Origin of the sequence: Achromobacter dolens (assembly GCF_902859745.1) — a bacterium.
In the GTDB taxonomy this organism is placed as follows: domain Bacteria; phylum Pseudomonadota; class Gammaproteobacteria; order Burkholderiales; family Burkholderiaceae_B; genus Achromobacter; species Achromobacter dolens.
Map to the genome: position 1 here is coordinate 39,268 of NZ_CADIJW010000004.1, position 24,098 is coordinate 63,365.

At 67.2% G+C, this 24,098-nt stretch carries 24 protein-coding genes; 11 read left to right on the plus strand and 13 right to left on the minus strand.

Features of this window, described 5'->3' with window-relative positions:
* Positions 1-418: 418 nt before the first annotated feature.
* Entirely contained in the window at positions 419-676 is a 258-nt protein-coding gene (locus HV783_RS05015) for a hypothetical protein (RefSeq protein WP_054501325.1), read from the minus strand.
* A gap of 325 nt (positions 677-1,001) precedes the next feature.
* Between HV783_RS05015 and HV783_RS05020 the strand changes: the two genes are divergently transcribed.
* Together HV783_RS05020 and HV783_RS05025 are read left to right on the plus strand one after the other, a co-directional pair.
* On the plus strand, positions 1,002-1,763 hold the full coding sequence (locus tag HV783_RS05020; RefSeq protein ID WP_054501326.1) for a S24 family peptidase: 762 nt from the start codon (positions 1,002-1,004) through the stop codon (positions 1,761-1,763).
* 4 nt (positions 1,764-1,767) lie between these two features.
* Positions 1,768-3,576 (plus strand): DUF4153 domain-containing protein, encoded by a 1,809-nt coding sequence (locus HV783_RS05025; RefSeq protein WP_175188782.1) that lies wholly within the window; start codon positions 1,768-1,770, stop codon positions 3,574-3,576.
* A gap of 66 nt (positions 3,577-3,642) precedes the next feature.
* Here HV783_RS05025 and HV783_RS05030 read toward each other — a convergent pair whose 3' ends face one another.
* From HV783_RS05030 to HV783_RS05045, 4 genes are all read right to left on the minus strand, one after another.
* Entirely contained in the window at positions 3,643-3,867 is a 225-nt protein-coding gene (locus tag HV783_RS05030; RefSeq protein WP_054501327.1) for a hypothetical protein, read from the minus strand.
* 150 nt (positions 3,868-4,017) lie between these two features.
* The gene (locus HV783_RS05035; protein WP_144658077.1) at positions 4,018-5,121 is read right to left on the minus strand and encodes an AI-2E family transporter; all 1,104 of its coding nucleotides are present in this window, start codon (positions 5,119-5,121) and stop codon (positions 4,018-4,020) included.
* 43 nt (positions 5,122-5,164) lie between these two features.
* Positions 5,165-5,896, minus strand: coding sequence for a DUF3053 family protein (locus HV783_RS05040; protein ID WP_175188783.1), 732 nt, complete (start codon positions 5,894-5,896; stop codon positions 5,165-5,167).
* 154 nt (positions 5,897-6,050) lie between these two features.
* Positions 6,051-6,557, minus strand: a complete 507-nt coding sequence (locus HV783_RS05045; RefSeq protein WP_175168304.1) for a GNAT family N-acetyltransferase — start codon at positions 6,555-6,557, stop codon at positions 6,051-6,053.
* Between the two features lie 106 nt (positions 6,558-6,663).
* Here HV783_RS05045 and HV783_RS05050 point away from each other — a divergent pair, with 106 nt between their 5' ends.
* The 3 genes from HV783_RS05050 (at position 6,664) to HV783_RS05060 (ending at position 8,900) form a co-directional block, all read left to right on the plus strand.
* Positions 6,664-7,026 carry a hypothetical protein gene (locus tag HV783_RS05050; protein ID WP_054501331.1) on the plus strand — a complete coding sequence of 121 codons (363 nt, stop codon included), beginning with the start codon at positions 6,664-6,666 and terminating at the stop codon, positions 7,024-7,026.
* Positions 7,027-7,838: 812 nt separating this feature from the next.
* Complete coding sequence (locus HV783_RS05055; RefSeq protein WP_116791106.1) at positions 7,839-8,120, plus strand: hypothetical protein; 282 nt, start codon at positions 7,839-7,841, stop codon at positions 8,118-8,120.
* Positions 8,121-8,207: 87 nt separating this feature from the next.
* A complete protein-coding gene (locus HV783_RS05060) occupies positions 8,208-8,900 on the plus strand; it encodes a cytochrome b/b6 domain-containing protein (RefSeq protein ID WP_054501332.1) in 693 nt (230 codons plus the stop codon).
* Positions 8,901-9,009: 109 nt separating this feature from the next.
* Here HV783_RS05060 and HV783_RS05065 read toward each other — a convergent pair whose 3' ends face one another.
* Entirely contained in the window at positions 9,010-9,468 is a 459-nt protein-coding gene (locus HV783_RS05065) for a c-type cytochrome (RefSeq protein ID WP_006393799.1), read from the minus strand.
* A gap of 56 nt (positions 9,469-9,524) precedes the next feature.
* The gene (gene purB, locus HV783_RS05070) at positions 9,525-10,901 is read right to left on the minus strand and encodes an adenylosuccinate lyase (RefSeq protein ID WP_175188784.1); all 1,377 of its coding nucleotides are present in this window, start codon (positions 10,899-10,901) and stop codon (positions 9,525-9,527) included.
* A 161-nt stretch (positions 10,902-11,062) separates the two neighbouring features.
* On the opposite strand from purB, the gene HV783_RS05075 reads away from it, so the two are divergent.
* Complete coding sequence (locus tag HV783_RS05075; RefSeq protein WP_054501334.1) at positions 11,063-11,674, plus strand: glutathione S-transferase; 612 nt, start codon at positions 11,063-11,065, stop codon at positions 11,672-11,674.
* Positions 11,675-11,736: 62 nt separating this feature from the next.
* On the opposite strand, the gene HV783_RS05080 is transcribed toward HV783_RS05075, so the two are convergent.
* From HV783_RS05080 to gcvA, 3 genes are all read right to left on the minus strand, one after another.
* A complete protein-coding gene (locus HV783_RS05080) occupies positions 11,737-12,555 on the minus strand; it encodes a sulfite exporter TauE/SafE family protein (protein ID WP_054501335.1) in 819 nt (272 codons plus the stop codon).
* A 122-nt stretch (positions 12,556-12,677) separates the two neighbouring features.
* Positions 12,678-13,796, minus strand: coding sequence for a tRNA 2-thiouridine(34) synthase MnmA (mnmA, locus tag HV783_RS05085; protein ID WP_054501336.1), 1,119 nt, complete (start codon positions 13,794-13,796; stop codon positions 12,678-12,680).
* A 12-nt stretch (positions 13,797-13,808) separates the two neighbouring features.
* Positions 13,809-14,729: a transcriptional regulator GcvA gene (gene gcvA, locus HV783_RS05090; protein WP_064524172.1), complete on the minus strand. Its 921-nt coding sequence runs from the start codon at positions 14,727-14,729 to the stop codon at positions 13,809-13,811.
* A 190-nt stretch (positions 14,730-14,919) separates the two neighbouring features.
* On the opposite strand from gcvA, the gene HV783_RS05095 reads away from it, so the two are divergent.
* The 5 genes from HV783_RS05095 to HV783_RS05115 all read left to right on the plus strand — a co-directional run bounded on the left by HV783_RS05095 (position 14,920) and on the right by HV783_RS05115 (position 19,917).
* Positions 14,920-15,909, plus strand: coding sequence for a Bug family tripartite tricarboxylate transporter substrate binding protein (locus HV783_RS05095; RefSeq protein WP_024068252.1), 990 nt, complete (start codon positions 14,920-14,922; stop codon positions 15,907-15,909).
* A gap of 70 nt (positions 15,910-15,979) precedes the next feature.
* Complete coding sequence (locus tag HV783_RS05100) at positions 15,980-16,855, plus strand: N-formylglutamate amidohydrolase (RefSeq protein ID WP_047992307.1); 876 nt, start codon at positions 15,980-15,982, stop codon at positions 16,853-16,855.
* Between the two features lie 185 nt (positions 16,856-17,040).
* A complete protein-coding gene (locus HV783_RS05105) occupies positions 17,041-18,159 on the plus strand; it encodes a Re/Si-specific NAD(P)(+) transhydrogenase subunit alpha (protein WP_064524173.1) in 1,119 nt (372 codons plus the stop codon).
* A 4-nt stretch (positions 18,160-18,163) separates the two neighbouring features.
* Entirely contained in the window at positions 18,164-18,481 is a 318-nt protein-coding gene (locus tag HV783_RS05110) for an NAD(P) transhydrogenase subunit alpha part 2 (RefSeq protein WP_049072509.1), read from the plus strand.
* Complete coding sequence (locus HV783_RS05115) at positions 18,478-19,917, plus strand: NAD(P)(+) transhydrogenase (Re/Si-specific) subunit beta (RefSeq protein ID WP_054501340.1); 1,440 nt, start codon at positions 18,478-18,480, stop codon at positions 19,915-19,917. Before HV783_RS05110 ends, HV783_RS05115 begins: the two co-directional genes overlap by 4 nt.
* Before the next feature lie 81 nt (positions 19,918-19,998).
* Here HV783_RS05115 and glcF read toward each other — a convergent pair whose 3' ends face one another.
* Genes glcF through HV783_RS05130 form a run of 3 tightly spaced genes read right to left on the minus strand, consistent with a single transcriptional unit; the run spans position 19,999 to position 23,849 of the window.
* On the minus strand, positions 19,999-21,228 hold the full coding sequence (gene glcF, locus HV783_RS05120) for a glycolate oxidase subunit GlcF (protein ID WP_175188785.1): 1,230 nt from the start codon (positions 21,226-21,228) through the stop codon (positions 19,999-20,001).
* A 5-nt stretch (positions 21,229-21,233) separates the two neighbouring features.
* Complete coding sequence (gene glcE, locus HV783_RS05125; protein WP_175188786.1) at positions 21,234-22,337, minus strand: glycolate oxidase subunit GlcE; 1,104 nt, start codon at positions 22,335-22,337, stop codon at positions 21,234-21,236.
* Positions 22,338-22,349: 12 nt separating this feature from the next.
* A complete protein-coding gene (locus HV783_RS05130) occupies positions 22,350-23,849 on the minus strand; it encodes an FAD-linked oxidase C-terminal domain-containing protein (protein ID WP_054501343.1) in 1,500 nt (499 codons plus the stop codon).
* Positions 23,850-24,098 lie beyond the last annotated feature (249 nt).

Consider the following 24,098-nt stretch of genomic DNA (forward strand, 5'->3'; position numbering starts at 1 on the left):
GCCTTCCGGCGCGTTGGCCGGGCACACGTACCCTCTCATAAATAAGGCCCGCTGTAGGCGGGCCTGGTTTGCTTGCTGTTTGCTGTTTGCTTGCTACTTGCTACTGCTCGATTGTCGCGATCCGCTTGTTGCCTGCGGTGTTTTCGGTGTGCTCGGTGCGCACTTGTTGCTGCCTGCAAGGGGCGTCGATATGAACCGCAACGCCATGAACGAATTGTCGCGCACCGTCTGCCGCCGAAGCAATCCCGGCATGTCGCACTGCGTTGCGCCGATAACTGACGGCGCGTTCACACGAACGTACCCTCTCATAAAAAAGGCCCGCGGTAAGCGGGCCTGATTCTCCAGCATTCCAGCGCATCGGCGCCTGGACGGATCGTCGGCGGGAAGCGCGACGACATGGATGCATTCTGCCGCCGCATCAGGCGTGCAGGCAATCCCCCTCGCGTCGCACTTCGCCCCAGACGTAGGTCAGCGAGTTGCGCGCATGCTCGATGCGGGCCACCTGGCCGCCCTCGTGCAGGGCTTCGAGCACGCGCAGGATCGCCTGTCGCATTGCGTTGCGTTCGCGCCGCGTCAGCTCGCGCGCGCCGGACGCGCCCCGCACCAGTTCGGCCATGCGCCACGGACGCCCCGGCGCCGCCGCCATGAGGTCCAGCACTTCGGTTGCATATTTCATCGGGATGCCTCCCCGCCAAGACGCTTATCCATGCTTTTTTTTCCTTGATGCAAGCTTGCCGTTCGTCATGTCCCCGGAAAGGCTGGCGGGTGAAAATCGCTACCTGGGTAGCGATGAATGGGCCACATGCCGGTCACCCACCCCCATCGCCACGGACGTGGCGGCCAGCCCCGTCGTATCCGCACAAGCCGCAAGCCGCTTGATCGAAGACTTGCGGTCGGCCCGACTATGCCCGGGATGAAAGTCATGGTAGCGAGTCGCTACCGAAAAATCAACAGCGAATCGCTACTGTACTTTCGGGTAGCGGATTGCTACTATCGCTACCATGGACATCCGCTCGATACGACTGAACAACCTCAAATACGCCGTGCACGAGGCCGGGGGCGTCGACCGCCTGGCCGAACGCGCTGGCGTCAGTCGCAAATACCTCGACCAGATCCTTCAAGGGTTCCAGGGCAGGCGCGACAAAAACCCGCGCCGGGTCGGCGACGCGCTGGCCGCCAGGCTGGCCGCCGGCCTCGGCCAGCCCGCCCACTGGATGGACCTGCCGCACCCCGATCTGTGGCGCGAACTCTCGCCCGATGTCGTGGCCGACGAGCCCACGGGCCGGCTTGCCTCCTTTCACCCCGCGCGGCTGGGCCGGCCCGACCACGGCAACGTCCTCATCGCGCAGTTCGACACCGGCGGCGCCATGGGCAACGGCCTGGAGCTGCGCGACCAACCTGGCGTCATCCAGAGCTGGAACGTCAGCCCGGAATGGCTGCAGAAGAACGTGCGCGGCTTTTCCGCCTCGAAGAACCTGTGCATCGTCACCGGGTTCGGCGACTCCATGCGCCCCATGTTCAATCCCGGCGATCCCCTGATCGTCGACCGTGGCGTGCAGGCCGTCGAATACGACGCCATCTACTTCTTTCGCGTCGGCAGCGAAGGCTTCATCAAGCGGCTGCAGCGCATCCCCACCGCCGCCGGCCTCGTGGTCCGGGCCAAATCCGAGAACACCAAGTACGATGCCTGGGACATCACCGAAGGCATGGATTTCGAGGTCTTCGGCCGCGTGCTGAAGGTCTGGCGCAGCGAGGACTTCTAGCCCCATGGCAATCCCATCGCGCCTGTCGGCGCCCGAGAAAACCATCCTGATCCATGGCGCGCTCGGCGCACTGCTGGCCCTGGCGCTGCATGCGGCGCTGTTGAACCGCGCGTGGCCATGGCACAACCCGTTCGCCACCCTTTTCGCGATCCAATGGATCTGGCTGGTGCCACTGGCCGGCGCCATGCTGGCGGGCATGCGTTCGGGCAGGCGCTGGCTGCTGGCGCTGGCGGCCTACGGCGTGGCCCTGCCGGCGCTGAATGCCTACGGGCTGGTGACGCTGCAGGGCTGGCAGCCCGCCGCCTACACCGACAGCGGCCCCCGGTCGCTGGCGACGCTGATCACCGCCGCCAGCGGCTTCATGCTGCTGCCGCTGATCCAGGCGCTCGATCCATCCCGACCCGGCTGGGACTATCCCGCCGTGTTCCGCGCCGCGTGGCGCAATACCGTCAAACTGGCGTTAGCGGGCGGCCTGACCCTGGCGGTCTGGCTGCTGTTCTGGGCCGCCAGCGCCATGTTCGGCATGATCGGCATCGCCGCGGTCGGCCAGGTCGTCAAATCCACCCGCTTCCTGCTTGGCGTCATGCCGCTGGTGCTGGCGGTCTGCCTGGTGGGCGTGCACCGCCGCCCGCAACTGGCGGACACGCTGCAGCGTTCGTGGCTCACGCTGACCGCGTGGCTGCTGCCGCTGGTCGCGCTGGTGGGTATCGCCTTCGTGCTGGCGCTGGCGGCCCGGCTGACGCTGGACCTGCAGGCGGGCGCCCTGTCGGCCGGCGCGCTGATCGCCTTCAGCGCGCTGTGGATCAAGCTCATCAACTCCGCCTGGCAGGACAGCCCGCAGGCCCCGCCCTTCGGCCCGCGCCTGCGCGCGGTGCTGCGTGTGACGACGATCGGCCTGCTGCCGCTGGCACTGGTGGCGTTGTACGGCCTGGTGGTGCGCATCGAGCAGTACGGCTGGACCGTTCCACGCATCTGGGGCCTTTACGCTGCGATCCTGCTGACGCTGTACGCGTTGGGCTATGCCTGGGCGGCATTGGCGGCGCGGCGCTTCCACACGATCCTGGGCGGCACCAACATCGTCGCGGCGTTCTGCGCGCTCATCATGCTGGCCCTGGCGAACACGCCGCTGCTGAGCCCCGACCGAATCGAGGTCCACAGCCAGGTACAACGCCTGATCGACGGGCGCATTCCGCCGGAGGAATTCAGCTATCTCTCGGCCGCGCGCGACCGGGGCGAATACGGCCGGCAAGCCATGCGCAAACTGGCCGAGGGCGCCGCCCAGGCGCAATCCCCCAGGATTGCAACGGCGGCCGCCGACGCCCTGAAGGGTCAGTACCATGATTGGGGGCCGCGAGTCACATCCCGGGAACGTTCCCCAGCCAAGCCGGCCAACCTGCAGGCGTATCCGCCGGGCAGCCCGGTGCCGGATGCCTGGTGGCGCTACGCCGCGGCGGAAAATCCTTATGAGGCAGACAGGTGCGTGCGAGCGGAACAGGCCGCGGCCGACAATCCGGCCGTGGGCGGCGCGCGCTGCTGGCTGATCCACGCGGACATCACCGGCCTCGGCAATGACGACCTGGTGCTGTACATACCGCCGCGTGCGGATGCCAGCGCGGGGGGCTACGAAGCGTTCCTCACCTATCAAAGGCTGGGCGACGACACGTGGGGCCTCGTGTCCTCCAAGAGCAACCGCAAGTCCGAACACGGTCCGGACGTGGACATCGTCAATGCGCTGGCGCAAGGCCAGGTGCGCACCGAACCACGCCAGGATCGCGACCTGATCGTCGGCGGGCGCCGCCTGCCACTGCGCTGAACGGCGTGGGGCGGGCGCTCCCGAGGCCGCTCGTGCGCGTCGCGCCGACAGCCTCGGGCATGAAGGTTACGGCTTTTCTTCCAGGTCCGGCGTGCCGGCGAACTGGCTCTTGAGCAAGGTCAGCGCGCCCTTTTCCGCCAGCGCCTCATTCGGGAACACGTTCTTGGTGTCTTCCAGCACGGGAAAGCCGAAGACGCGGACGCGGGCGTGGTAGCCCTCGGGGGTTTCGGCCAGTTCGATGTCGAAGTTGCGTTCTTCGATCCAGCCCGACTTGTGCAGTTTCCAGTCCATATCCGACGTGCTCCTGGTAAGAGAAGGAAAGGCGCGCTGCCGGCGTGCGGCCGGCTGCGGCGTTGGCGCGTGGCGCCGGCCCGCGAAGACCGGCGCCATCACAACCTTACACCGGCCGCGCTGACGGCGGCTTGACCGGCTGCAATGCCTTCAATCCGCCTTCTCGGGCGAGGACGGGGGCGACGGTTCGGCCGGCTCGACGACGGCCTCGGCGGGAGGCGAGAACAGGTCCCAGGAGGCCATGAACAACGCGGCGATCAGCGGCCCGATGACGAAGCCGTTCAGACCGAACAGCGCCATGCCGCCCAGTGTCGAGATCAGCACGACGTAGTCGGGCATCTTGGTGTCCTTGCCCACCAGGATCGGACGCAGCACGTTGTCGACCATGCCGATCACCAGCACGCCGAACGCGATCAACACCACGCCCTTGATGGTCGCGCCCGTCAGCAGGAAATAGATCGCCACCGGCGCCCAGATCAGCCCCGCGCCCACCGCCGGCAACAGCGACAGAAAGCCCATGATGACGCCCCACAGCAGCGCCCCCTGGATGCCCAGGATGGAGAAAATGATGCCGCCCAAAGCGCCCTGCGACGCCGCCACCGCGATATTGCCCTTGACCGTGGCGCGCACCACCGTGGTGAACTTGCGGAACAGGTGATGCTTGTGCGTGTCGCTGAGCGGCACCGCGCGCTTGACGCGCTGGGCCAGTTGCGGCCCGTCGCGCAGCAGAAAGAACAACAGGTACAGCATGATGCCGAAGCTGATCACGAACTGGAACGTGTCCTGGCCGATGCTCAGGGCCTGCGTGGCCAGGAACTGGCTGGCCTGCATCGCGCCCGCGCTGAGCTTTTCCTGCAGGCTGGGGATATCAGCCAGGTCGAACCGCGCCAGAATGTCGTGTACCGAAGGCGGCAACGCCTCCATGGCCTGCTGGAAGTAGGCGCCGAAGTTGATCTGCCCCGACTTGATGCTCTGGTAGAGGTTCGCGCCCTCGCTCACCAGCGAACCGCTGATGACCACCAGCGGCAGGATCACCAGCAGCAGCACCAGCGCCAGCGTGATCAGGGCCGCCAGGTTGCGCCTTCCGCCGATGCGCGGCACCAGCCGCCGTTGCAGCGGCGCGAACAGGATGGCCAGGATGGCGCCCCAGAACACCGCGCCGTAGAACGGCCACAGCAACCAGCCGAACGCGATGGAGACCACCACCAGCAGGAGCAGGAAAGTCCGGTAATGCAAGCTTGAGGATTGGCTCATGTTCCGTCCAAGGCGCGGCATGCGCCGCGAGACCCGCATTGTACTAAGGGCCTGCCGGCGGCCTGTCTGGAGGCCGGTGCCCAGGGGCCTGCCGCGCCACCACGGCGCGGGCCTGTTCCAGCGCCCCGGATTGCGCATTCAGGCCCTGCAACCGCCGATTCAGCTCCTGCTGCAGCGATGGCGTGGCGACCTTGGCCTGCCCGTCCGCGAGCGTGATGTCGCCGGCATGGGTGGCAACGAAGTCGGCCACTCCCAGCGCCTCGCGCGCCACCGTGTCCATCCTGCCCGCGGCGTCAAGCAACTCGGCCGCGGGGGCCGTGACCGCCTCGTCGTACACACCGTCGTAGACCGACGCGAGATCCGGCGCCAGCTCCATGCCGCCGCGCGCCGTGTCGGCGCGGGCCCGGGCAGCCTGCAAGCCGCGGGCGCTGTCGGCAAGCGTCACGCGTGCGTCGCTCAGCGCCTGGCGCCGCCGCACGATGTCGTCGACCGATTGAATGCGCTCGGCCGCCAGCACCGGGCCCAGCGACGTCGCGGTCTTGGCCAGGGCGTCCTGGAAGTCGGTGATGACCGCATAGGCATCGCGATAGCGGCCGATGGCGTCCGACTCGGCCTCGCTCAGCGCGCCGATCGGCGCCAGCGCGCCAGCGGCGATACGTTGCTGCAGCAGACCGATGAAGGCGGCCCGCTCCTGCGGCTCGCGATTGCCGCAAGCCGTCAGCGCCAGCGCCATGGCCGCCGCCAGGGTGGCCAGGCAGATCCGCAGCATTGCCATGCCCTTGCTCCTTGCGTAGTCCGTTGCCGCGCGGCTATCGGCCCGCTACGCGGCCGGTGCCCCCGGCCAGATTATCCCGAAGCATCCGCCGCCTGCCGCCGGCGGGCGGATTTTGTTGCCATCGAAGCGATATGACACAGGCGGCCCGGCGCGCTCAATCGAGCAACGCCAAACGCATCGCGCAGCGGCGGGCAGGATCGAATCCCGCGGCCGCCTCTTCCCGCAGCCGCGCGCGCAATGTCGGCGTCAATTGCGCCGCGGGCACTTCGACAAAACCGTGCCGCCGGTAGAACGGGCCATTCCAGGGCAATTCCCGGTCCGTCGTCAGGACGACCGAGTCGTACTCCCCCGCCGCCCGCGCGACCACCGCGCGCAGCAGCCCGCCGCCCAGGCCTTGGCCCTGCCAAGGCCTGGAGACCGACATTTCCAACAGAAACAGGTCGCCGTCCATCGGTTGCGCCAGCGCGAATCCCACGGGCCGGTCGCCGGCGTCCGCCGCGACCCACAGCAATCCCGCTGCGGCCGCATGCGCCAGCGTCGCTGTTGGCAGGGTTTCCCCCGTGGCCGCCCAGGCCATGGGCGTGCCGAGAAAGCGCTCGGCGGCGGAGCGCTCGATGTCGGGCAGCAAAGCAAGGTCGGCAGGATGGGCGCGTCGGATCATGGGGCATCAGTATGCCCCAGGCAGGCGGGCGGGGCCTGTCGTTACCCCCTAGAATGTCGGTTTGCCGGCCCGCCAGGGCCGCCCTTCCTCCTAGCCATCCCACGGAATGACTCAAGACGTTTCCCCCGACACCTGGGGCTTTGCCCAGCCCGACTGCCGCGGCGCCGCCGCGCTGCTGTATTTCATGAGCGACCTGGCGCGCGTGGCCAACCAGTACCTGCGCCCCGGCCGCCTGAGCCAGGAAGCGCTGGCCGACGCCCAGAAGGCTGTGGACGCGCTGCTGGAGCGCTATGTCGAGATCGAAGCCGCCCCCGAGGCCTTTGATGACGAACGCGTCGAACTGGCCCTGGAGACCGACACGCGCCCGGACGGTTCGACCGCCGCCCAGGTCGCGTTGCGGATGTCGCCGCGGCTGGAAGGCCTGATCATCGAAGCCCAGCGACAGGCGGCGGGCCCCACCAGCCACTGACAGGGAATCGCAGGCGTGTCGACGCCCCCTCGCCCGCGCGCCCTCTCGGTGCGACATGCCTGCTCCATCCAAAAACCCTTGCAAAATCACGGAACTAGATATAGAATCATTGATTGAGCCGAAAAGTGCTGGAAAAAGTACGGGAAGCGGCTCATATATTTGGCTCATATAGAGCTGCCCGATTGGCATCGTTATCGTTGCCCAACTGACTGGCCCGATATTGGCCTGATTTTCGGTTGTTCGCTTTGCCACGCATTTGGCATTTGGCCCGCTTGCCGGGCGCTTGCAAGAAATCCTTCCCTGGGTCCGGTTTTATCCGTTCTGCGACAGATAACCCTAACAACGCAGACTCGATTGATGCCATCATGATGAATGGCAAGATCATCCCGCCCAGGTTTTCGTCTTACGACAAACATTGCAGTTTTCTGATCATTTCGGCCTGATCGTTTCGGCCTGATCGAAAACCCTTATCCGCGGCCCTATCGGCGCGGTAAACCCGCGGCAACCCGCAGTAACCCCGCAGTAACCCATTCGCGGCGGCGACCCAACGCCACCGCCCGCCAGGAACGCCGTCCGTCATTGACCGACGCGGCCCGGCAACAAGCCGCAGGCGCATGCCCGCGGTCAGTACCTCCGCCACCGGCGTGACGCGCAACGCAAACCATGAGAATGCGCAAAACGCCGGCAACGGAGATGCGTTAGTGTCATGCATGACTCGGCACGCGAACAGGACGCGACAACGCCCGCGCCCGGTCCTCGCGGCATGCAATGCACGGCAATCCCATAACAAGAACTTGAAAGAGAACAACACCATGAATACTCGTTTCACGACCTCGGACCTGATCCGACGCCCGGCCCATACCAAGCTGGACAACATGCCGATCCACATCGGCGACATCGTTTATCTGCAACCGGCCCACGGCCCCGCCATTCGCGCCGCCGTGATCTTCAACGCGCCGATCGACGGCACGACCACGTACACCACCGAAGTGGTGCCGTGCGGGGCAGTCGCGCAAAAGGCGCCCGGCCAGCGCATCCGCTTCCGTCACGAGCACGTGCACCGCATCGAACCGGTGCGTCGCGCCGCTCGCTGAGCTAGCGCAAACCCGCCGCGGTCATGCCGCGGCGGCTTCATTTGTGCGTGATAAAGTCGCAGGCAACGCAGTCATCGCCCGACCATCATGCAAAACAACCGGCTTGCCATCCGCATCTGGGACCTTCCCACCCGCCTCTTCCACTGGGCGCTCGTCGTCTGTATCGTCGGCGCCTTCGTCAGCGTCAAGCTGGGCGGTCTGTACATGGATTGGCATGTGCGCTTCGGCTGCGTCGCGCTGGGCCTGATCATCTTCCGCCTGCTGTGGGGCTTTGTCGGCCCGCGCTATGCGCGCTTCGCGCAGTTCGTGCGCGGCCCGCGCGCGGTGGCCAGCTACCTCAAGGGCGCGGCCGCGCCCGCCGGCCACAATCCGCTGGGTGCGCTGTCGGTGCTGGCGCTGCTGCTGGTGATCGGTTTCCAGGCCGTGAGCGGCCTGTTCACTACCGACGACATCATGACCCAGGGCCCGCTGTTCGGTCACGTCAGCGAATCCACCGCCAGCCTGCTGACCTCGTGGCACAAGCTCAACGAATGGGTCATCATCGGCCTGGTCGCCCTGCACTTGCTGGCCGTGGCCTGGTACGCGCTGGTGCGGCGCAAGCGGCTGGTGCGCGCCATCATCACCGGCAATGTCGACCCGAAAGACGTCCCGGCCGGCACCCCGCCGACCCAGGACGGGTTCGCAATCTGGCTGCGCGCCCTGATCCTGGGCGCCTGTGTCACCGGCCTGGTGCTGTGGATTCGCTCGCTGGAGATCGCCGCGGACATGTCGTTCTCGTAGCTGTCCGGCTCGCGCAGGGCGCGACAACCAAACCGCGCGCCAAAAGAAAAGCCCCTCGTTCGAGGGGCTTTTCGCATGCGACGGATGCGCCACGGAGGGCGCGGCCGGCTTACTTCTTCTTGCGGTAGGCGTCGTGACAGGCCTTGCAGCTCGCGCCCACGTCGCCGAAGGCGGCGCGCAGCTTGTCCAGGTCGCCGGCGTCGGCGGCGGCCGACAGCTTGACGATGTTGTCCTGGAACGCCTGCTGCTTCTGCTTGAAGCCGGCCGCGTCGCTCCAGATTTCCGGACGGGCATCGCCGCCTTCCGTGCCCGCGCCGAAAGCCGTCCACGGCAGCGCCGACAGGGTCTTGAGCACTTCGACGTTGGCCTTGATCTGGGCCGCGTCGTAGGGCGCCTGGCCCTTGATCACCGGCGTCATGCGGCCGAAGTGCGATGCCATCAGCGTCAGCGCCGACTGGCGGTACTTGACGGCGTCTTCGGGCTTGGCGAACTGCGCCTGGGCCGAGGTCGCCAGCAGCGACCCGACGGTCATACAGGCCAGCGCGGCGAGCGTGGACAACTTCTTCATTGCAATCTCCCGTAAGTACAACAAGAATGCCGCGCGCCCGGCGCGCGGCAAGGCGACTATACCGCCCGGGCCAGGTCCGCGGCCAGGCCGATATACGAACGCGGGGTCATCGCCAGCAGGCGCGCCTTGGGTTCGTCCGGCAGGGCCAGGCCCTGGATGAATTCTCGCAGGGCTTCCTCGGTGATGCCCTTGCCGCGCGTCAAGGCCTTGAGCTGTTCGTACGGCTGCGGCAGACCATAGCGGCGCATGACGGTCTGCACCGGCTCGGCCAGCACTTCCCAGCAGGCGTCGATGTCGGCGTCGATCGCGGCGGCGTTGACTTCGAGCTTGCCCAGGCCGCGCATGCAGGCGTCCCACGCCACCAGGCAGTAGCCCAGGCCCACGCCCAGGTTGCGCAGCACGGTGGAGTCGGTCAGGTCGCGCTGCCAGCGGGAGATCGGCAGCTTGTCGGACAGGTGGCGCAGCACGGCGTTGGCCAGGCCCAGGTTGCCTTCGGAGTTTTCGAAGTCGATCGGGTTGACCTTGTGCGGCATGGTCGACGAACCGACCTCGCCTTCCTTCAGGCGCTGCTTGAAGTAGCCCAGGGCCACGTAGCCCCAGATGTCGCGGTCCAGGTCGAGCACGATGATGTTGGCGCGCACGATGGCGTCGAACAGCGCCGACATCCAGTCGTGCGGTTCGATCTGGATGGTGTGGCGGTTCTGGGTCAGGCCCAGGCCGGCGAGCACGCGCTGGCTGAAGGCGGGCCAGTCGATTTCAGGGTACGCCGACAGGTGGGCGTTGTAGTTGCCGGTGGCGCCGTTGAGCTTGGCCAGCGGCTCGACCGCTTCGACCGCGACGATGGCGCGGTTCAGGCGCGCCGCGACGTTGGCGAATTCCTTGCCCAGCGTGGTCGGGCTCGCAGGCTGGCCATGGGTGCGCGACAGCATCGGCTGGTTGGCCTGGGCCACGGCCATGTCGTTGAGCTTGGCGGCGATTTCACGCAGGCGCGGCAGCACCACTTCGCTGCGGGCGCGCGACAGCATCAACGCGTGCGAGGTGTTGTTGATGTCCTCGGAGGTGCAGGCGAAATGGATGAATTCGGCCGCGGTGGCCAGCTCGGCGTGGTCGGCGACCTTTTCCTTGAGCCAGTATTCAACCGCCTTGACGTCGTGGTTGGTGACGCGTTCGATGTCCTTGATGCGGGCGGCGTCGGCCTCGGAGAAGTCGCGCACCAGTTGCTGCAGGCGGGCGCGGGCTTCCTGGGAGAAGGCGGGCAGTTCGGGCAGGCCGGCATCGGACAGGGCCACCAGCCAGGCCACCTCGACTTCGACGCGGTGGGCCATGAAGCCGGCCTCGGAGAGCAGCCCGCGCAGCGCGTCGCCGCGGGAGGCGTATCGGCCATCCAGTGGCGAAAGGGCGTTAAGTTGGCTAAGCTGGTCGGCGATTTGCATGGTCTGGGAAAGAAAAAGCGGCGGATGGGAAAACCCGGCGATTTTATCATTCAGGGCCGCGCAACATTGTGGCAAACTGGGCGGGATTCCGTCCCGCGGACGGTTTGGCCGTCATGCGGCCTGCTATACTTCGGCCGCTTTCCGACTCCGCTTGTGAATCCATGAAACTGATCGGCTCGCTTACCAGTCCATACGTGCGCAAGGTGCGTATCGTCATGGCCGAGAAAAAGCTGGATTACCGGCTCGAACTCGAAAACGTCTGGTCCGCCGACACGCAGATCCAAACGTACAACCCCCTGGGCAAGGTGCCCTGCCTGGTCATGGAAGATGGCGGCGCCCTGTTCGATTCGCGCGTCATCGTCGAATACCTGGACACCTTGTCCCCCGTCGCCCGCCTGATTCCGCAGCCGGGCCGCGATCGCGCGGCCGTCAAGTGCTGGGAAGCCATCGCCGATGGCCTGCTGGATGCGTGCGTCACCATCGTCAAGGAAAAGCAGCGCCCCGAGGCGCAGCGCAGCCCCGAATGGATCGAACGCCAGTACGGCAAGATCCGCGCCAGCCTGGACGCCATGGACAAGAGCCTGGGCGACAACGCCCACTGCATGGGCATCAACTACAGCCTGGCCGACATCGCCGTGGGCTGTGCCCTGGGCTACCTGGACCTGCGCTTCGCCGAACTCGACTGGCGCGCCAACCACCCCAACCTGGCGCGCCTGTACGACAAGCTGTCGCAGCGCCAGTCGTTCGTGGACACCATCCCCAAGACGGCCTGACGCGCCTCCGGCGCCCACCCGCAACGCTCCGGCCGCCTCGCGCGGCCGGTTTCACGTCCGGCTCAGGCCGAGAATGCCTGGCCGGCCTTGAACAGCATGTAGGCCGCCAGCGCAAACAGCAGGCAGGCGAACACCCGCTTCAGCGTCTGCACCGGCAGGCGGTGCGCCATGCGCGCGCCCAGCGGCGCCGTCAGGACGCTGACGCACACCAGCACCAGCAGGGCCGGCCAGTAGATGTAACCCAGCATGCCGGGTCGGGTCGCGCCCTCGTTCAGGCCCGACACGACGTAGCCGATGCTGTTGGCCAGCGCGATGGGAAAGCCCAGCGCCGCCGAGGTCGAGACCGCGTTGTGCAGCGCCACGTTGCACCAGACCATGAACGGCACCGACAGGAAGCCGCCGCCCGCCCCCACCAGCCCCGACAGGAAGCCGATGCCGGCGCCGGCCGCGCTGGTGCCTATCACGCCGGGCATCTGGCGGCTCGGCTTGGGCTTCTTGTTGCGCAGCATGTTCCAGCCGGAATAGCCCACGAACAGCGCGAAGAACAGCGACAGCCACAGGGTGCTGAGCGCCGCGAACACCGCGCCGCCCGACAGCAGGCCGCCCAGGATGATGCCCGGCGCCATGGCCCAGACGATCGGCCACTTGATGGTGCCCTTCTGCTGGTGCGCGCGCACGCTGGAGATCGAGGTGAACAGGATCGAGGTCATCGAGGTGGCGATGGCGGCGTGCACCACCAGGTCGGCCGGCATGCCCTTCCAGGCGAACAGCATCGTCAGGAACGGCACCAGCAGCATGCCGCCGCCGATGCCCAGCAAGCCCGCCGCGAAACCCGCCACCGCGCCCAGCGCCAGCAGGCAAATCACCATCGTTACATCCACATCCCTCTCCTCGTTGTCGGCGTGCGCCGTTTTTCATGAGCCAGGCCCCGCGGACGCGACGCCCGCGGGGCCTGGCTGGAACTGCTATCGGTATGGCGGCGGCCCGTGGCGGGCCGGGTTGTCTAGACGATGATGCCGCCGCCCAGGCAGATATCGCCATCGTAAAGCACCGCGGATTGCCCGGGCGTGACCGCCCATTGCGGCTCGACGAAGTCGAGCGTGAAGCCTGCGGCGGTCGCATCACCCAGCCGGCAAGCCGCATCGGCCTGGCGGTAGCGCGTCTTGGCGCCGTATTCCCCGGCGGCGGGCGCCTGCCCGGCCACCCAACTGACGTCCTGCGCCCGCAGCGAGCCGGACAGCAACCAGGGATGGTCGTGCCCCTGCACCACGTAGAGCACGTTGCGTTCCAGATCCTTGCGCGCCACGTACCAGGCCTCGGCCGTGCCGTCCTCGCGCTGGCGGCCCTTCACGCCGCCGACGCCCAGGCCCTTGCGCTGGCCCAGCGTGTAGAACGACAGGCCCTCGTGGCGTCCGACCTTCTGCCCCTCGGGCGTCAGGATCGGGCCCGGCTCGGTCGGCAGGTAGCGGTTGAGGAACTCGCGGAACGGCCGCTCGCCGATGAAGCAGATGCCGGTGGAGTCCTTCTTGGCCGCGTTGTGCAGGCCGATCTCGTGCGCGATGCGGCGCACTTCGGTCTTGTGGATCTCACCCAGAGGGAACAGGGTGCGCGACAGTTGCGCCTGGTTCAGCCGGTGCAGGAAATAGCTCTGGTCCTTGGACCCGTCCAGCGCCTTGAGCAGCTCGAAGCGCGATCCGCCGCCCTCGGCCGCCACTTCGCGCACGCGGGCGTAATGGCCGGTGGCGATGTGTTCGGCGCCCAGCGCCATGGCGTGGTCGAGGAAGGCCTTGAACTTGATCTCGGCGTTGCACAGCACGTCCGGGTTGGGCGTGCGGCCGGCCGAGTATTCGCGCAGGAATTCCGCGAACACGCGGTCCTTGTATTCGGCGGCGAAATTGACGTATTCGAATTCCACGCCGACGAGGTCGGCCACGCTGGCCGCGTCCAGCAGATCCTGGCGGGTGGAGCAGTATTCGGAATCGTCGTCGTCTTCCCAGTTCTTCATGAACAGGCCGACGACCTCGTAGCCTTGCTGCTTGAGCAGCCAGGCGGTGACCGAAGAATCGACCCCGCCGGACATGCCGACGACAACGCGGCCCTTCTTGGTGGATGTTTGACTCATGATGATGCCATTTTACTGTGGGCTGGCCGCGTCCTGCGGCTGCGGCTCGGCCGCCCGCGAGACCTCCATCAGCCAGGTCCGGAACGCCTGCAGCGTCGGCAGGTTGGCCTTCTGGTCCGGGTAGCACAGGTAATAGCCCATGCGCGCGCGGATCGGTAGCTGCATCGCCACCGCCAGCTTGCCGTCGCGCAGTTCGTCCTCGATCAGGCAGCGCGGGATCAGCGCCACGCCGAAACCGGCGGCTGCCGCCTGCGACAGCAGCGCATACTGGTCGAAGCGCGCTCCTTCCAGGCTGCGCCGGCTGTCGCAGCCGGCCTGCTCGAACCAGTCGCGCCAGCCTTCCAGGGCCGAGGTGTGATGCAGCAGGGGGTAGGCCAGCAGGTCCGCCGGCGTGCTACAGCCGCCCGGAATCAGGCGCGGGCTGCAGACCGGCAGGATCTCGCGGCCGACGATGTAGTCGGCGCCGCTGCCCGGCCAGATGCCTTCGCCGAAACGGACGGCGGCGTCCAGTTCGGGCGAGGAAAAGTCATAGCCCTGGCGATGCGGCAGGAATTCCACGTGGATGTCGGGCCGCAGCCGCATGAAAGCCGTGAGACGCGGAATCAGCCAGCGCGCGCCGAAGGTCGGCATACAGGTCAGGTTGAGCGTGCCGCCCTGCCCCTGGTGCGCGATCAGCTCGACGGTGGCGGCTTCGATCTGCCCCAACCCGGCCTGCACCTTGGTCAGATAGCTGCGGCCGGCCTCGGTCAGGACCAGGCCTTGCCTGATGCGCAGGAATAGTTCGACGCCAACGAACTCCTCCAGGTGTTTCACTTGCTTACTCACTGCGCCCTGCGTGACGCACAGTTCCTGGGCGGCGCGGGTGAAGCTGCTATGCCTGGCGGCGACTTCGAAAGCCTGCAGGTCGGTGAGGGAAGGACAGAACCGTCTCATGGGATAGCGCCTCCGCACCGGGGTTTCCGGCAGGCGAAGTTACAAAAAGAAACTCCGCCGAAAGAGAGGCATGAAAAAAAGTCATAGCTTAAGGAGAAACTTTCGTTTGTGCAAACTAGGGTTGCACGAAAGAATCTTGCTGTTTGCGTCTGCCTTTTGCGCATCCGCGTTCCAATTCATAGGGGAATTCATGCAACGCCGTAATGTAGTCCTGGGCCTGTGTGTCGCCGCCGCGACCCTGGCCACGCCGCTGACCTCGGGCATCGCCCATGCCGAGGACGCCTACCCGAGCAAGCCGATCCGCCTGATCGTGCCGTTCCCGCCCGGGGGCACCACCGACATCGTCGGCCGCCTGTTCGCCGACAAGCTCGGCAAGGAACTGAATCAGACCGTCGTGGTGGAAAACCGCGGCGGCGCCGGCGGTTCCATCGGCAGCGCCTTCGTCGCCAGCAGCGCGCCGGACGGCTACACACTGGGCATCGCCACCGTCAGCACGCACGGCATCAACCCGGCCATCTACCCGAACCTGCCGTTCGATGGCGAGAAGGACTTCACGCCGGTTTCGAACCTGGCCGCCGTGCCGAACATCATGACCATCAACCCGAAGGTGCAGGCCAAGGACATGGCCGAGTTCATCAAGCTGGCCAAGAGCCAGCCGGGCAAGCTGACGTACGCCTCGGCCGGCAACGGCTCGGTCTCGCACATGATGGGCGAACTGTTCAAGATGGCCTCGGGCACCGACCTGATGCACGTGCCCTATCGTGGCGTGGGCCCGGCGCTGAACGACGCGCTGGCCGGCCAGGTCGACGTCATGTATGACAACCTGCCGTCCACCCTGCCGCACGTGCAGTCCGGCCGCCTGATCGCCATGGCTGTCGCCGCGCCCAAGCGCGTGGCCAGCCTGCCGAACGTGCCCACCTTCGCCGAAGTCGGCCTGCCCGCCGTCAACGACGCCTCGTGGTTCGGCCTGGTCGCCCCGGCCAAGCTGCCCGCCCCGATCCTGGCCAAGCTGAACGCCGCCGTGCAGAAGGTCAGCGCCGAAGCCGACGTCAAGTCGCGCCTGGAAGCGCTGGGCGCCGAACCGGCCGCCAACAGCCCGGAAGCGTTTGCCAAGCAGATCTCGGCCGAGATCGCCAAGAACAAGCGCATCGCCAAAGAAGCCAATGTGAAGATCGACTGAGCGATCTTCGATCCCCGCCGCGCCCGCGCGGCGCGCGGGGATCTCCGATTCACGAACGCAATACCCCTATATGCGAATTACCCAACCCCTGTCCTATCGGCTCGACCTCCCGCAGCAATATCCGAACTCGGCGCCCTCGGCCCCGCTGGTGCTGGACTCCCCGCACAGCGGCACCACCTACCCGCCCGACTTCGCGCCCGCGGTCGATTTTGGCGCCTTGCGCACGGCCGAGGACACCTGGGTTGACGATCTGTGGGGCGACGCCATCGACATGGGCGTGCCCATGATCGCCGCGAGCTTTCCGCGCGCCTATATCGACGCCAATCGCGCCCCCGACGAAATCGACGAACTGCTGCTGGACCAGGCCTGGCCCGGCGCGGTCAACGCCTCGCCCAAGGTCAAGCTGGGCAAGGGCCTGATCTGGCGCATGCTGGATGACGGCACGCCGCTGTACGACCGCAAGCTGAGCGTCGAGGAAGTGACGCACCGCATCGAGGCCTGCTGGAAGCCGTACCACGCCGCCCTCGGCCAGGTGCTCGACAGCGCCCACCAGAAGTTCGGCAAGGTCTGGCACATCAACTGCCACTCCATGCCCAGCGTCGCCGGTGCCTACGCCACCGACCGTCCCGGCCTGGTCCACCCCGACTTCGTGCTGGGCGACCGCGACGGCAGCACCAGCGACCCGGCCTTCCGCGAATTCATCGCGGCCTGGCTGCGCGAGCGCGGCTACAACGTGACCGTGAACGATCCCTACAAGGGCGTCGAACTGGTGCGCGCCTTCGGCCGCCCCGAAGAAGGCCGCCACAGCCTGCAGATCGAGATCAACCGCAAGCTCTACATGGACGAGGTCAGCCTGCGTCCGTCGGCCAATTATGGCCGCCTCAAGGCAGACCTGCGCGACCTCACCGCCGCGCTGATCGACTGGACTCGCGCGCAGACGGCCTGACGCCGGACGCCTGCGCGCCAGTGCCGGCCAGCAGCCCGTTGTCAGTCTGGCCGGTATGACCGGGGCGCGAGCCCCAAAAGCCCCATGGTTAACCCCATGGGGCTTTTCTTTTGGACGGCGCGCAAACTCCTCCCCGGCGCGTATATCCGTTATAACTACGGCGAACCTTCTGAGGAGAGGCGTCGATGCACATCGGGATACCAAGGGAAACCCGAGACGGGGAAACCCGTGTCGCAGCAACACCGGAGACCGTCAAGAAGTACGTGGGCGGCAAACACACCGTTGTCGTGGAGCGTGGCGCGGGCACCGCGGCGCGCTATCTGGATGAAGCCTACGAGGCCGCCGGCGCCACGCTCGGCAGCGCCCAGGAGGCCCTGGGGGCGGAGCTGGTCATGAAGGTTCGCGCGCCCTCCGCGGTCGAACTGCCGCAGATGAAGGCCGGCGCCGTGGTCATCGGCATGCTCGATCCCTTCGACGCCGAGGGCCTCGCGCAGATGGCCACGGCCGGCCTGACCGGCTTCGCGCTGGAAGCCGCGCCCCGCATCACCCGCGCGCAGAGCCTGGACGTGCTGTCGTCGCAGGCCAACCTGGCCGGCTACAAGGCCGTGCTGCTGGCGGCCCACCACTACGGCCGCCTGATCCCCATGATGATGACCGCCGCCGGCACCCTCAAGGCCGCGCGCGCGGTGGTGTTGGGCACCGGCGTCGCAGGCCTGCAGGCCATCGCGACGGCCAAGCGCCTGGGCGCGGTGGTCGAGGCCTCCGACGTGCGGCCGGCCGCGCGCGAGCAGGTCGAATCGCTCGGCGCCAAGTTCATCGACGTGCCGTTCGAGACCGACGAAGAACGCGAGATCGCGCAGGGCGTGGGCGGTTACGCCCGCCCCATGCCGCCGGCCTGGATGGCGCGGCAGGCGGCGCTGGTGTCGGAGCGCTGCAAGCAGGCCGACATCGTCATCACCACCGCGCTCATCCCGGGCCGGCCCGCGCCGACGCTGGTGTCGGCCGAAACCGTCGCGGCCATGAAGCCCGGCTCGGTGCTGGTGGACCTGGCGGTCGAGCGCGGCGGCAACTGCCCGCTGTCCGAAAAAGGCAAGGTGGTCGAAAAGCACGGCGTGACCCTGGTGGGGCTGACCAACCTGCCCGGCCTGGTCGCGACGGACGCGTCGGCGCTCTACGCCCGCAACATCCTCGACTTCCTGAAACTCATCATCAATGCGGACGGCGCGCTGGCGATCCAGCGCGACGATGAAATCGTGGCGGCCTGCCTGGTGTGCGAAGGCGGCAATGTGACGCGCAGGAGCTGACAGCATGGAAGCGATCAACCCCACCCTGATGAATCTCATCATCTTCGTGCTGGCCATCTACGTCGGCTACCACGTGGTCTGGAACGTCACCCCCGCGCTGCATACGCCATTGATGGCGGTGACCAACGCGATCTCGGCCATCATCATCGTCGGCGCCATGCTGGCGGCGGCGCTGACCGAAGGCGGACTGGCGCGCGGCATGGGCGTGTTCGCCGTGGCGCTGGCCGCGGTCAACGTGTTCGGCGGCTTCCTGGTCACGCGGCGCATGCTGGAGATGTTCAAGAAGAAAGAGAAGAAGCCGGCCAAGGAGGACGCGAAATGATCTCGCTGAACCTCGTCACGCTGCTTTACCTGATTGCGTCGGTCTGCTTCATCCAGGCGCTCAAGGGCCTGTCGCATCCAACAACGTCGCGCCTGGGCAATGCCTTCGGCATGGCCGGCATGGCGATCGCGGTGCTGACCACCGGCGCGCTCATCGTCGGCCTGGCGCGCAGCGGCACCGCCGGCATCGGGTTGGGCTGGGTGCTGCTGGGCCTCTTGGTCGGCGGCTCCATCGGCACGCTGATGGCCAAGCGCGTCGAAATGACCAAGATGCCCGAGCTGGTCGCATTCATGCACAGCATGATCGGCCTGGCGGCGGTCGCCATCGCGGTCGCGGTGGTGGCCGAGCCGCACGCCTTCGGCATCGTCGCCGCCGGCACGCTGATCCCCACCGGCAACCGCTTCGAACTGTTCATCGGCACCTTCGTCGGCGCCATTACTTTCTCGGGCTCGGTGATCGCCTTCGGCAAGCTGTCGGGCAAGTACAAGTTCCGGCTGTTCCAGGGCGCGCCGGTGGTGTTCGCCGGCCAGCACATGCTGAACCTGGCGCTGGCGCTGCTGATGCTGGCGATGGGCGTGTGGTTCATGCTGACCCAGGCCTGGACTCCGTTCATCATCATGACGCTGATCGCCTTCGTGCTGGGCGTGCTGATCATCATCCCGATCGGCGGCGCCGACATGCCGGTGGTGGTGTCGATGCTGAACAGCTATTCGGGCTGGGCGGCGGCGGGCATCGGCTTCTCGCTCAACAACCCGATGCTGATCATCGCCGGCTCGCTGGTGGGTTCGTCCGGCGCCATCCTCTCGTACATCATGTGCAAGGCGATGAACCGCTCGTTCTTCAACGTGATCCTGGGCGGCTTCGGCGGCCAGGCCGGCGAGGCCGCGGCGGCGGGCGGCGGCCAGCAACGCAGCGTCAAGTCGGGCAGCCCTGACGACGCGGCCTTCCTGATGACCAACGCCGAGAGCGTCACCATCGTGCCGGGCTACGGCCTGGCGGTGGCGCGCGCCCAGCACGCGCTCAAGGAACTGGCCGAAAAGCTCACCGAGCGCGGCGTGACGGTCAAGTACGCGATCCACCCGGTCGCCGGCCGCATGCCGGGCCATATGAACGTGCTGCTGGCCGAGGCGGAAGTGCCTTACGACCAGGTCTTCGAGATGGAAGACATCAACAGCGAGTTCGGCCAGACCGACGTGGTGCTGGTGCTGGGCGCCAACGACGTGGTCAACCCGGCGGCCAAGAACGATCCCAAGTCGCCGATCGCCGGCATGCCGATCCTGGAAGCCTACAAGGCCCGCACCGTGATCGTGAACAAGCGTTCGATGGCTTCGGGCTACGCCGGCCTGGACAACGAGCTCTTCTACATGGACCGCACGATGATGGTCTTCGGCGACGCCAAGAAAGTGCTGGAAGACATGGTCAAGGCGGTGGAATGATGCGCCGGCGCCGCGATGCGTGCGCATCGCGGCGTCTTTCCCCGACGCGCTCCAGAGGATTCCCGCGACGCGGCGGCCGGCCTAGGCGCGGGCCAGTTGCTCGTCCACCACTTCGATCCAGTGCCGCACCGGCGTGCCGGTGCCGCTCTGCAAATGGCCGATGCAACCGATGTTGGCCGACAGGATCACATCCGGCGCGGCCGGCGCGATGGCGCCCAGCTTGCGGTCGCGCAGCGCCAGCGCGATCTCCGGATTGAGCACCGAATAGGCCCCGGCCGAGCCGCAGCACAGGTGCTGTTCAGCGAACGGCTGCAGCTCGAAGCCAAGATCGGCCAGCAACCGCTCCGACAAAGGCCGCAGGCCCTGCCAGTGCTGCAGCGTGCAGGGCGGATGGAACGCCGCCCGCACCCGCTTTTCCGACAGTCGCTGGCGTAGCTCATCGGCCTGCGGCGCGACGATTTCCGCCACATCCTTCACCAGCGCCACGATGTCCGCGGCGCGCTGCGCGTAGGCCGGATCGTGACGCAGGTGATGGGCGTATTCCTTGACCATGGCGCCGCAGCCCGACGCATTCATGACGATGGCCTCGACCGCGCCATCGCGCACCAGCGGCCACCACGCGTCGACGTTGGCGCGCATCTGGTCCAGCGCGGCCGCCTGCGCGTCCAGGTGGAAACTGGCCGCGCCGCAGCAGCCCGCGTCGGGCGCGATGCGCGCGCCGATGCCGATGGCGTTGAGCACGCGGATGGTGGCGGCGTCGATCGACGGCATCATCGACGGCTGCACGCAACCGGCCAGCATCAGCACCTGGCGCGTGTGGCCCTCCACCTGCGGCAACGCGCCGGCCGGACGCCGCTCGGGCACCTTGCGCTTGAGCGATTCCGGCAGGACGCCGCGCACCGCCTGCCCCAGGCGCATGGCCGGCCCGAACAGCGGCGACAGCATGGCCCGGCGCAGCATCTTGCGCTTGGCCTTCTCGGCCCACGGCCGCGGCACCCGCTCCTCGACGATCTGGCGGCCGATGTCCACCAGATGCCCATATTCCACGCCCGACGGGCAGGTGGTTTCGCAATTGCGGCAGGTCAGGCAGCGGTCCAGATGCTGTTGGGTCGATTGCGTCGGTTCGGCGCCTTCCAGCACCTGTTTGATCAGGTAGATGCGGCCGCGCGGGCTGTCGAGCTCGTCGCCCAGCACCTGGTAGGTCGGACAGGTGGCCGTGCAGAAGCCGCAATGCACGCAGCGCCGCAGGATCGCATCGGCCTCTTTGCCCAGATCGGTATCGCGGGCCCAGGCTGCCAGATTGGTTTGCATGATGCCTATAGCTCCAGGACCAGCCGGCCGGGATTGAACAACCCCGCCGGATCGAGTTCTTGCTTGAGGCGGCGCGTGATCAACGCCACGCCCGGCGACAGCGGATGGAACACGCCGTCGGCCGGCGGCCGCGTGCCGGCCGGACGGAACAGCGTTGCATGGCCGCCCAGCCGTTGCGCCAGTTCGCGCAGCTCGGTGGCGTCCCGCGCCCCCGACAGCCAGCGCTGGCCGCCGCCCCACTCCAGCAGGGCCTGCCCGCTGCCGATCGCTGCCGCCGTCGGCGGCAAAGCCAGCCGCCACAAGGGCTGTCCCGGCGCGAAGAACGGATGGGTCTGTTCGCGCAAGCCGGTCCACCAGGCCTGCGCCGCCTCCGGCGGCAGGTGATCGCCGCCGATCACCTGCCGCGCGCCGGCGATGGCCGGCGGCGCGCCCGACAGGCGCACATGCATCTGGCCTTCCTCGTCAGCGCCGCCGACCCAACTGGTCGCCGAAATCGGCAAGGGTTTGCCGCGCCACAGGGCGAAGCTGGCCAGCGCCTGGGCCTGCGTCGCCGGCAACGCCAGCGTCAGTTCCTCCATCGGCCGAGGCACGACCTTGAGTGACACTTCGAGGATCGCGCCGAAGATGCCATGCGAACCGGCCAGCAGCCGCGACACGTCGTAGCCCGCCACGTTCTTCATGACCTCGCCGCCGAACGACAGCACACGGCCGTCCGAATCCAGCAACTGCGCGCCAAGCACGAAGTCGCGCAAGGCGCCGGCGCTCATGCGGCGCGGTCCCGACAGGCCCGCGGCCACACAGCCGCCAACGGTGGCGGCGGGCGAGAAATGCGGCGGCTCGAAGGCCAGCATCTGGCCGTGTTCGGCCAGCGCCGCCTCCAGCTCCGCCAGCGGCGTGCCGGCCCTGACCGTCACCACCAGTTCCGACGGGTGATAGCTGACGATGCCGCGATACGGGGTCATGTCGAGCAGGCAATGGCCATCCTGCGGCGTCACTGGCCGGTAGTTGCCGTAGAACGCCTTGCTGCCGCCGCCCATGACGAACAGCGGCTTGTGACCGGCGCGAGCCGTCATGACCTGGTCGCACAATTCCGACAGGACGAAATCCATGGGAGGGACGTCCTAGAAGCGTGCGAGATCCGGAAAGCGCAGCTCGCCCGCGTGTACGTGCATCTTGCCGTACTCGGCGCAGCGGGCCAGCGTAGGGATGACCTTTTCGGGGTTGAGCAGGCACGGCGGATCGAATGCCCGCTTGACCGCCAGGAACGCGTCGAGTTCTTCGCGAGAGAATTGCACGCACATTTGATTTATTTTCTCCATTCCCACACCGTGCTCTCCAGTCACGGTTCCTCCCACCTGCACGCACAGTTCGAGTATGGCCGCGCCGAACTTCTCGGCGCGTTCCACTTCGTCCGGTTTATTCGAATCGAACAGGATCAACGGATGCAGGTTGCCATCGCCCGCATGGAACACGTTGGCGCAGCGCAGGCCGAACTCGTCTTCCATTTGCTCGATGGCGCCCAGCACCCGGGCGAGATGACGGCGCGGAATCGTGCCGTCCATGCAGTAGTAATCGGGCGACACGCGCCCGGCGGCGGGAAACGCGTTCTTGCGCCCCGCCCAGAATTTGAGCCGCTCGGCCTCCGAGGCCGACACCTGGCAGCGGGTCGAGCCGGCCGCGCGGAAGATGGCTTCCATGCGCGCGATCTCGTGCGCCACTTCCTCTGGCGTGCCGTCGGATTCGCACAGCAGGATGGCCTGCGCATCCATGTCGTAGCCGGCGCGCACGAAGGGTTCGACCATATGCGTCGCGCGCCGGTCCATCATCTCCAGCCCGGCGGGAATGATGCCATCGGCGATCACCCGCGTCACCGCGTTGCCCGCGGCCTCGACGCTGGCGAAACTGGCCATCACCACCTGGGCGCAGGCCGGCTTGGGAATCAGCTTGACCGTCACCTCGGTCACCACGCCCAGCATGCCTTCCGAGCCGATGAACACCGACAGCAGGTCCAGCCCCGGCGCGTCCGGCGCCTCCGAGCCCAGCTCGACCACGTCGCCGTCGATCGTGACCATGCGCACCCGCAGCACGTTGTGCACTGTGAGGCCGTATTTCAGGCAATGCACCCCGCCCGAATTCTCGGCGACGTTGCCGCCGATCGAACAGGCGATCTGGCTCGACGGATCGGGCGCGTAATAAAGCCCGTAGGGCGCCGCGGCTTCCGAAATGGCAAGGTTGCGCACCCCGGGTTCGACCACCGCGGTCGCGCTGGCCAGGTCGATGTGCTTGATGCGATTGAACTTGGACAGGCCCAGCAGCACGCCCTGGCTGTGCGGCATCGCGCCGCCCGACAGACCGGTGCCGGCGCCGCGCGCCACCAGCGGCGCATTCAGGCGCTTGCAGATGCGCATCACCGCCTGCACCTGTTCCTCGGTCTCGGGCAAGGCCACCACTGCGGGCAATGCGCGGTAGAGCGACAGGCCGTCGCACTCGTAGGGGCGCGTGTCCTCTTCACGAAACAGCACGCAATGCGACGGCAGCGCGGCCGACAACGCCTCGACGAGTTGCTGCAACGAATAAGGCGCCTGCGCTTGTGCCAGGCCGGTTTCGACCAGTGAATTCATGAGCGCAACAATAGCGCGACCGCTGGCTGGACGCAGGCCGGGATTTACCCGCATCCTGCGTACAGCCAACGGCCGCGCGGCCCCGCAGAAGTAACCAGCCGTAAAGCCCCTGCGCATCGCGTGGACAAGCGCGTCGCGCCCCCGCACCATTCCCACTCATTGAGAACGCCCGTCGGCCGCGCGGGCTGCCCGTTCCCGCTGGCCGAAAAAAAACCGGCGGGTCATCCCCGCCGGCCTTGATCCGCGTCC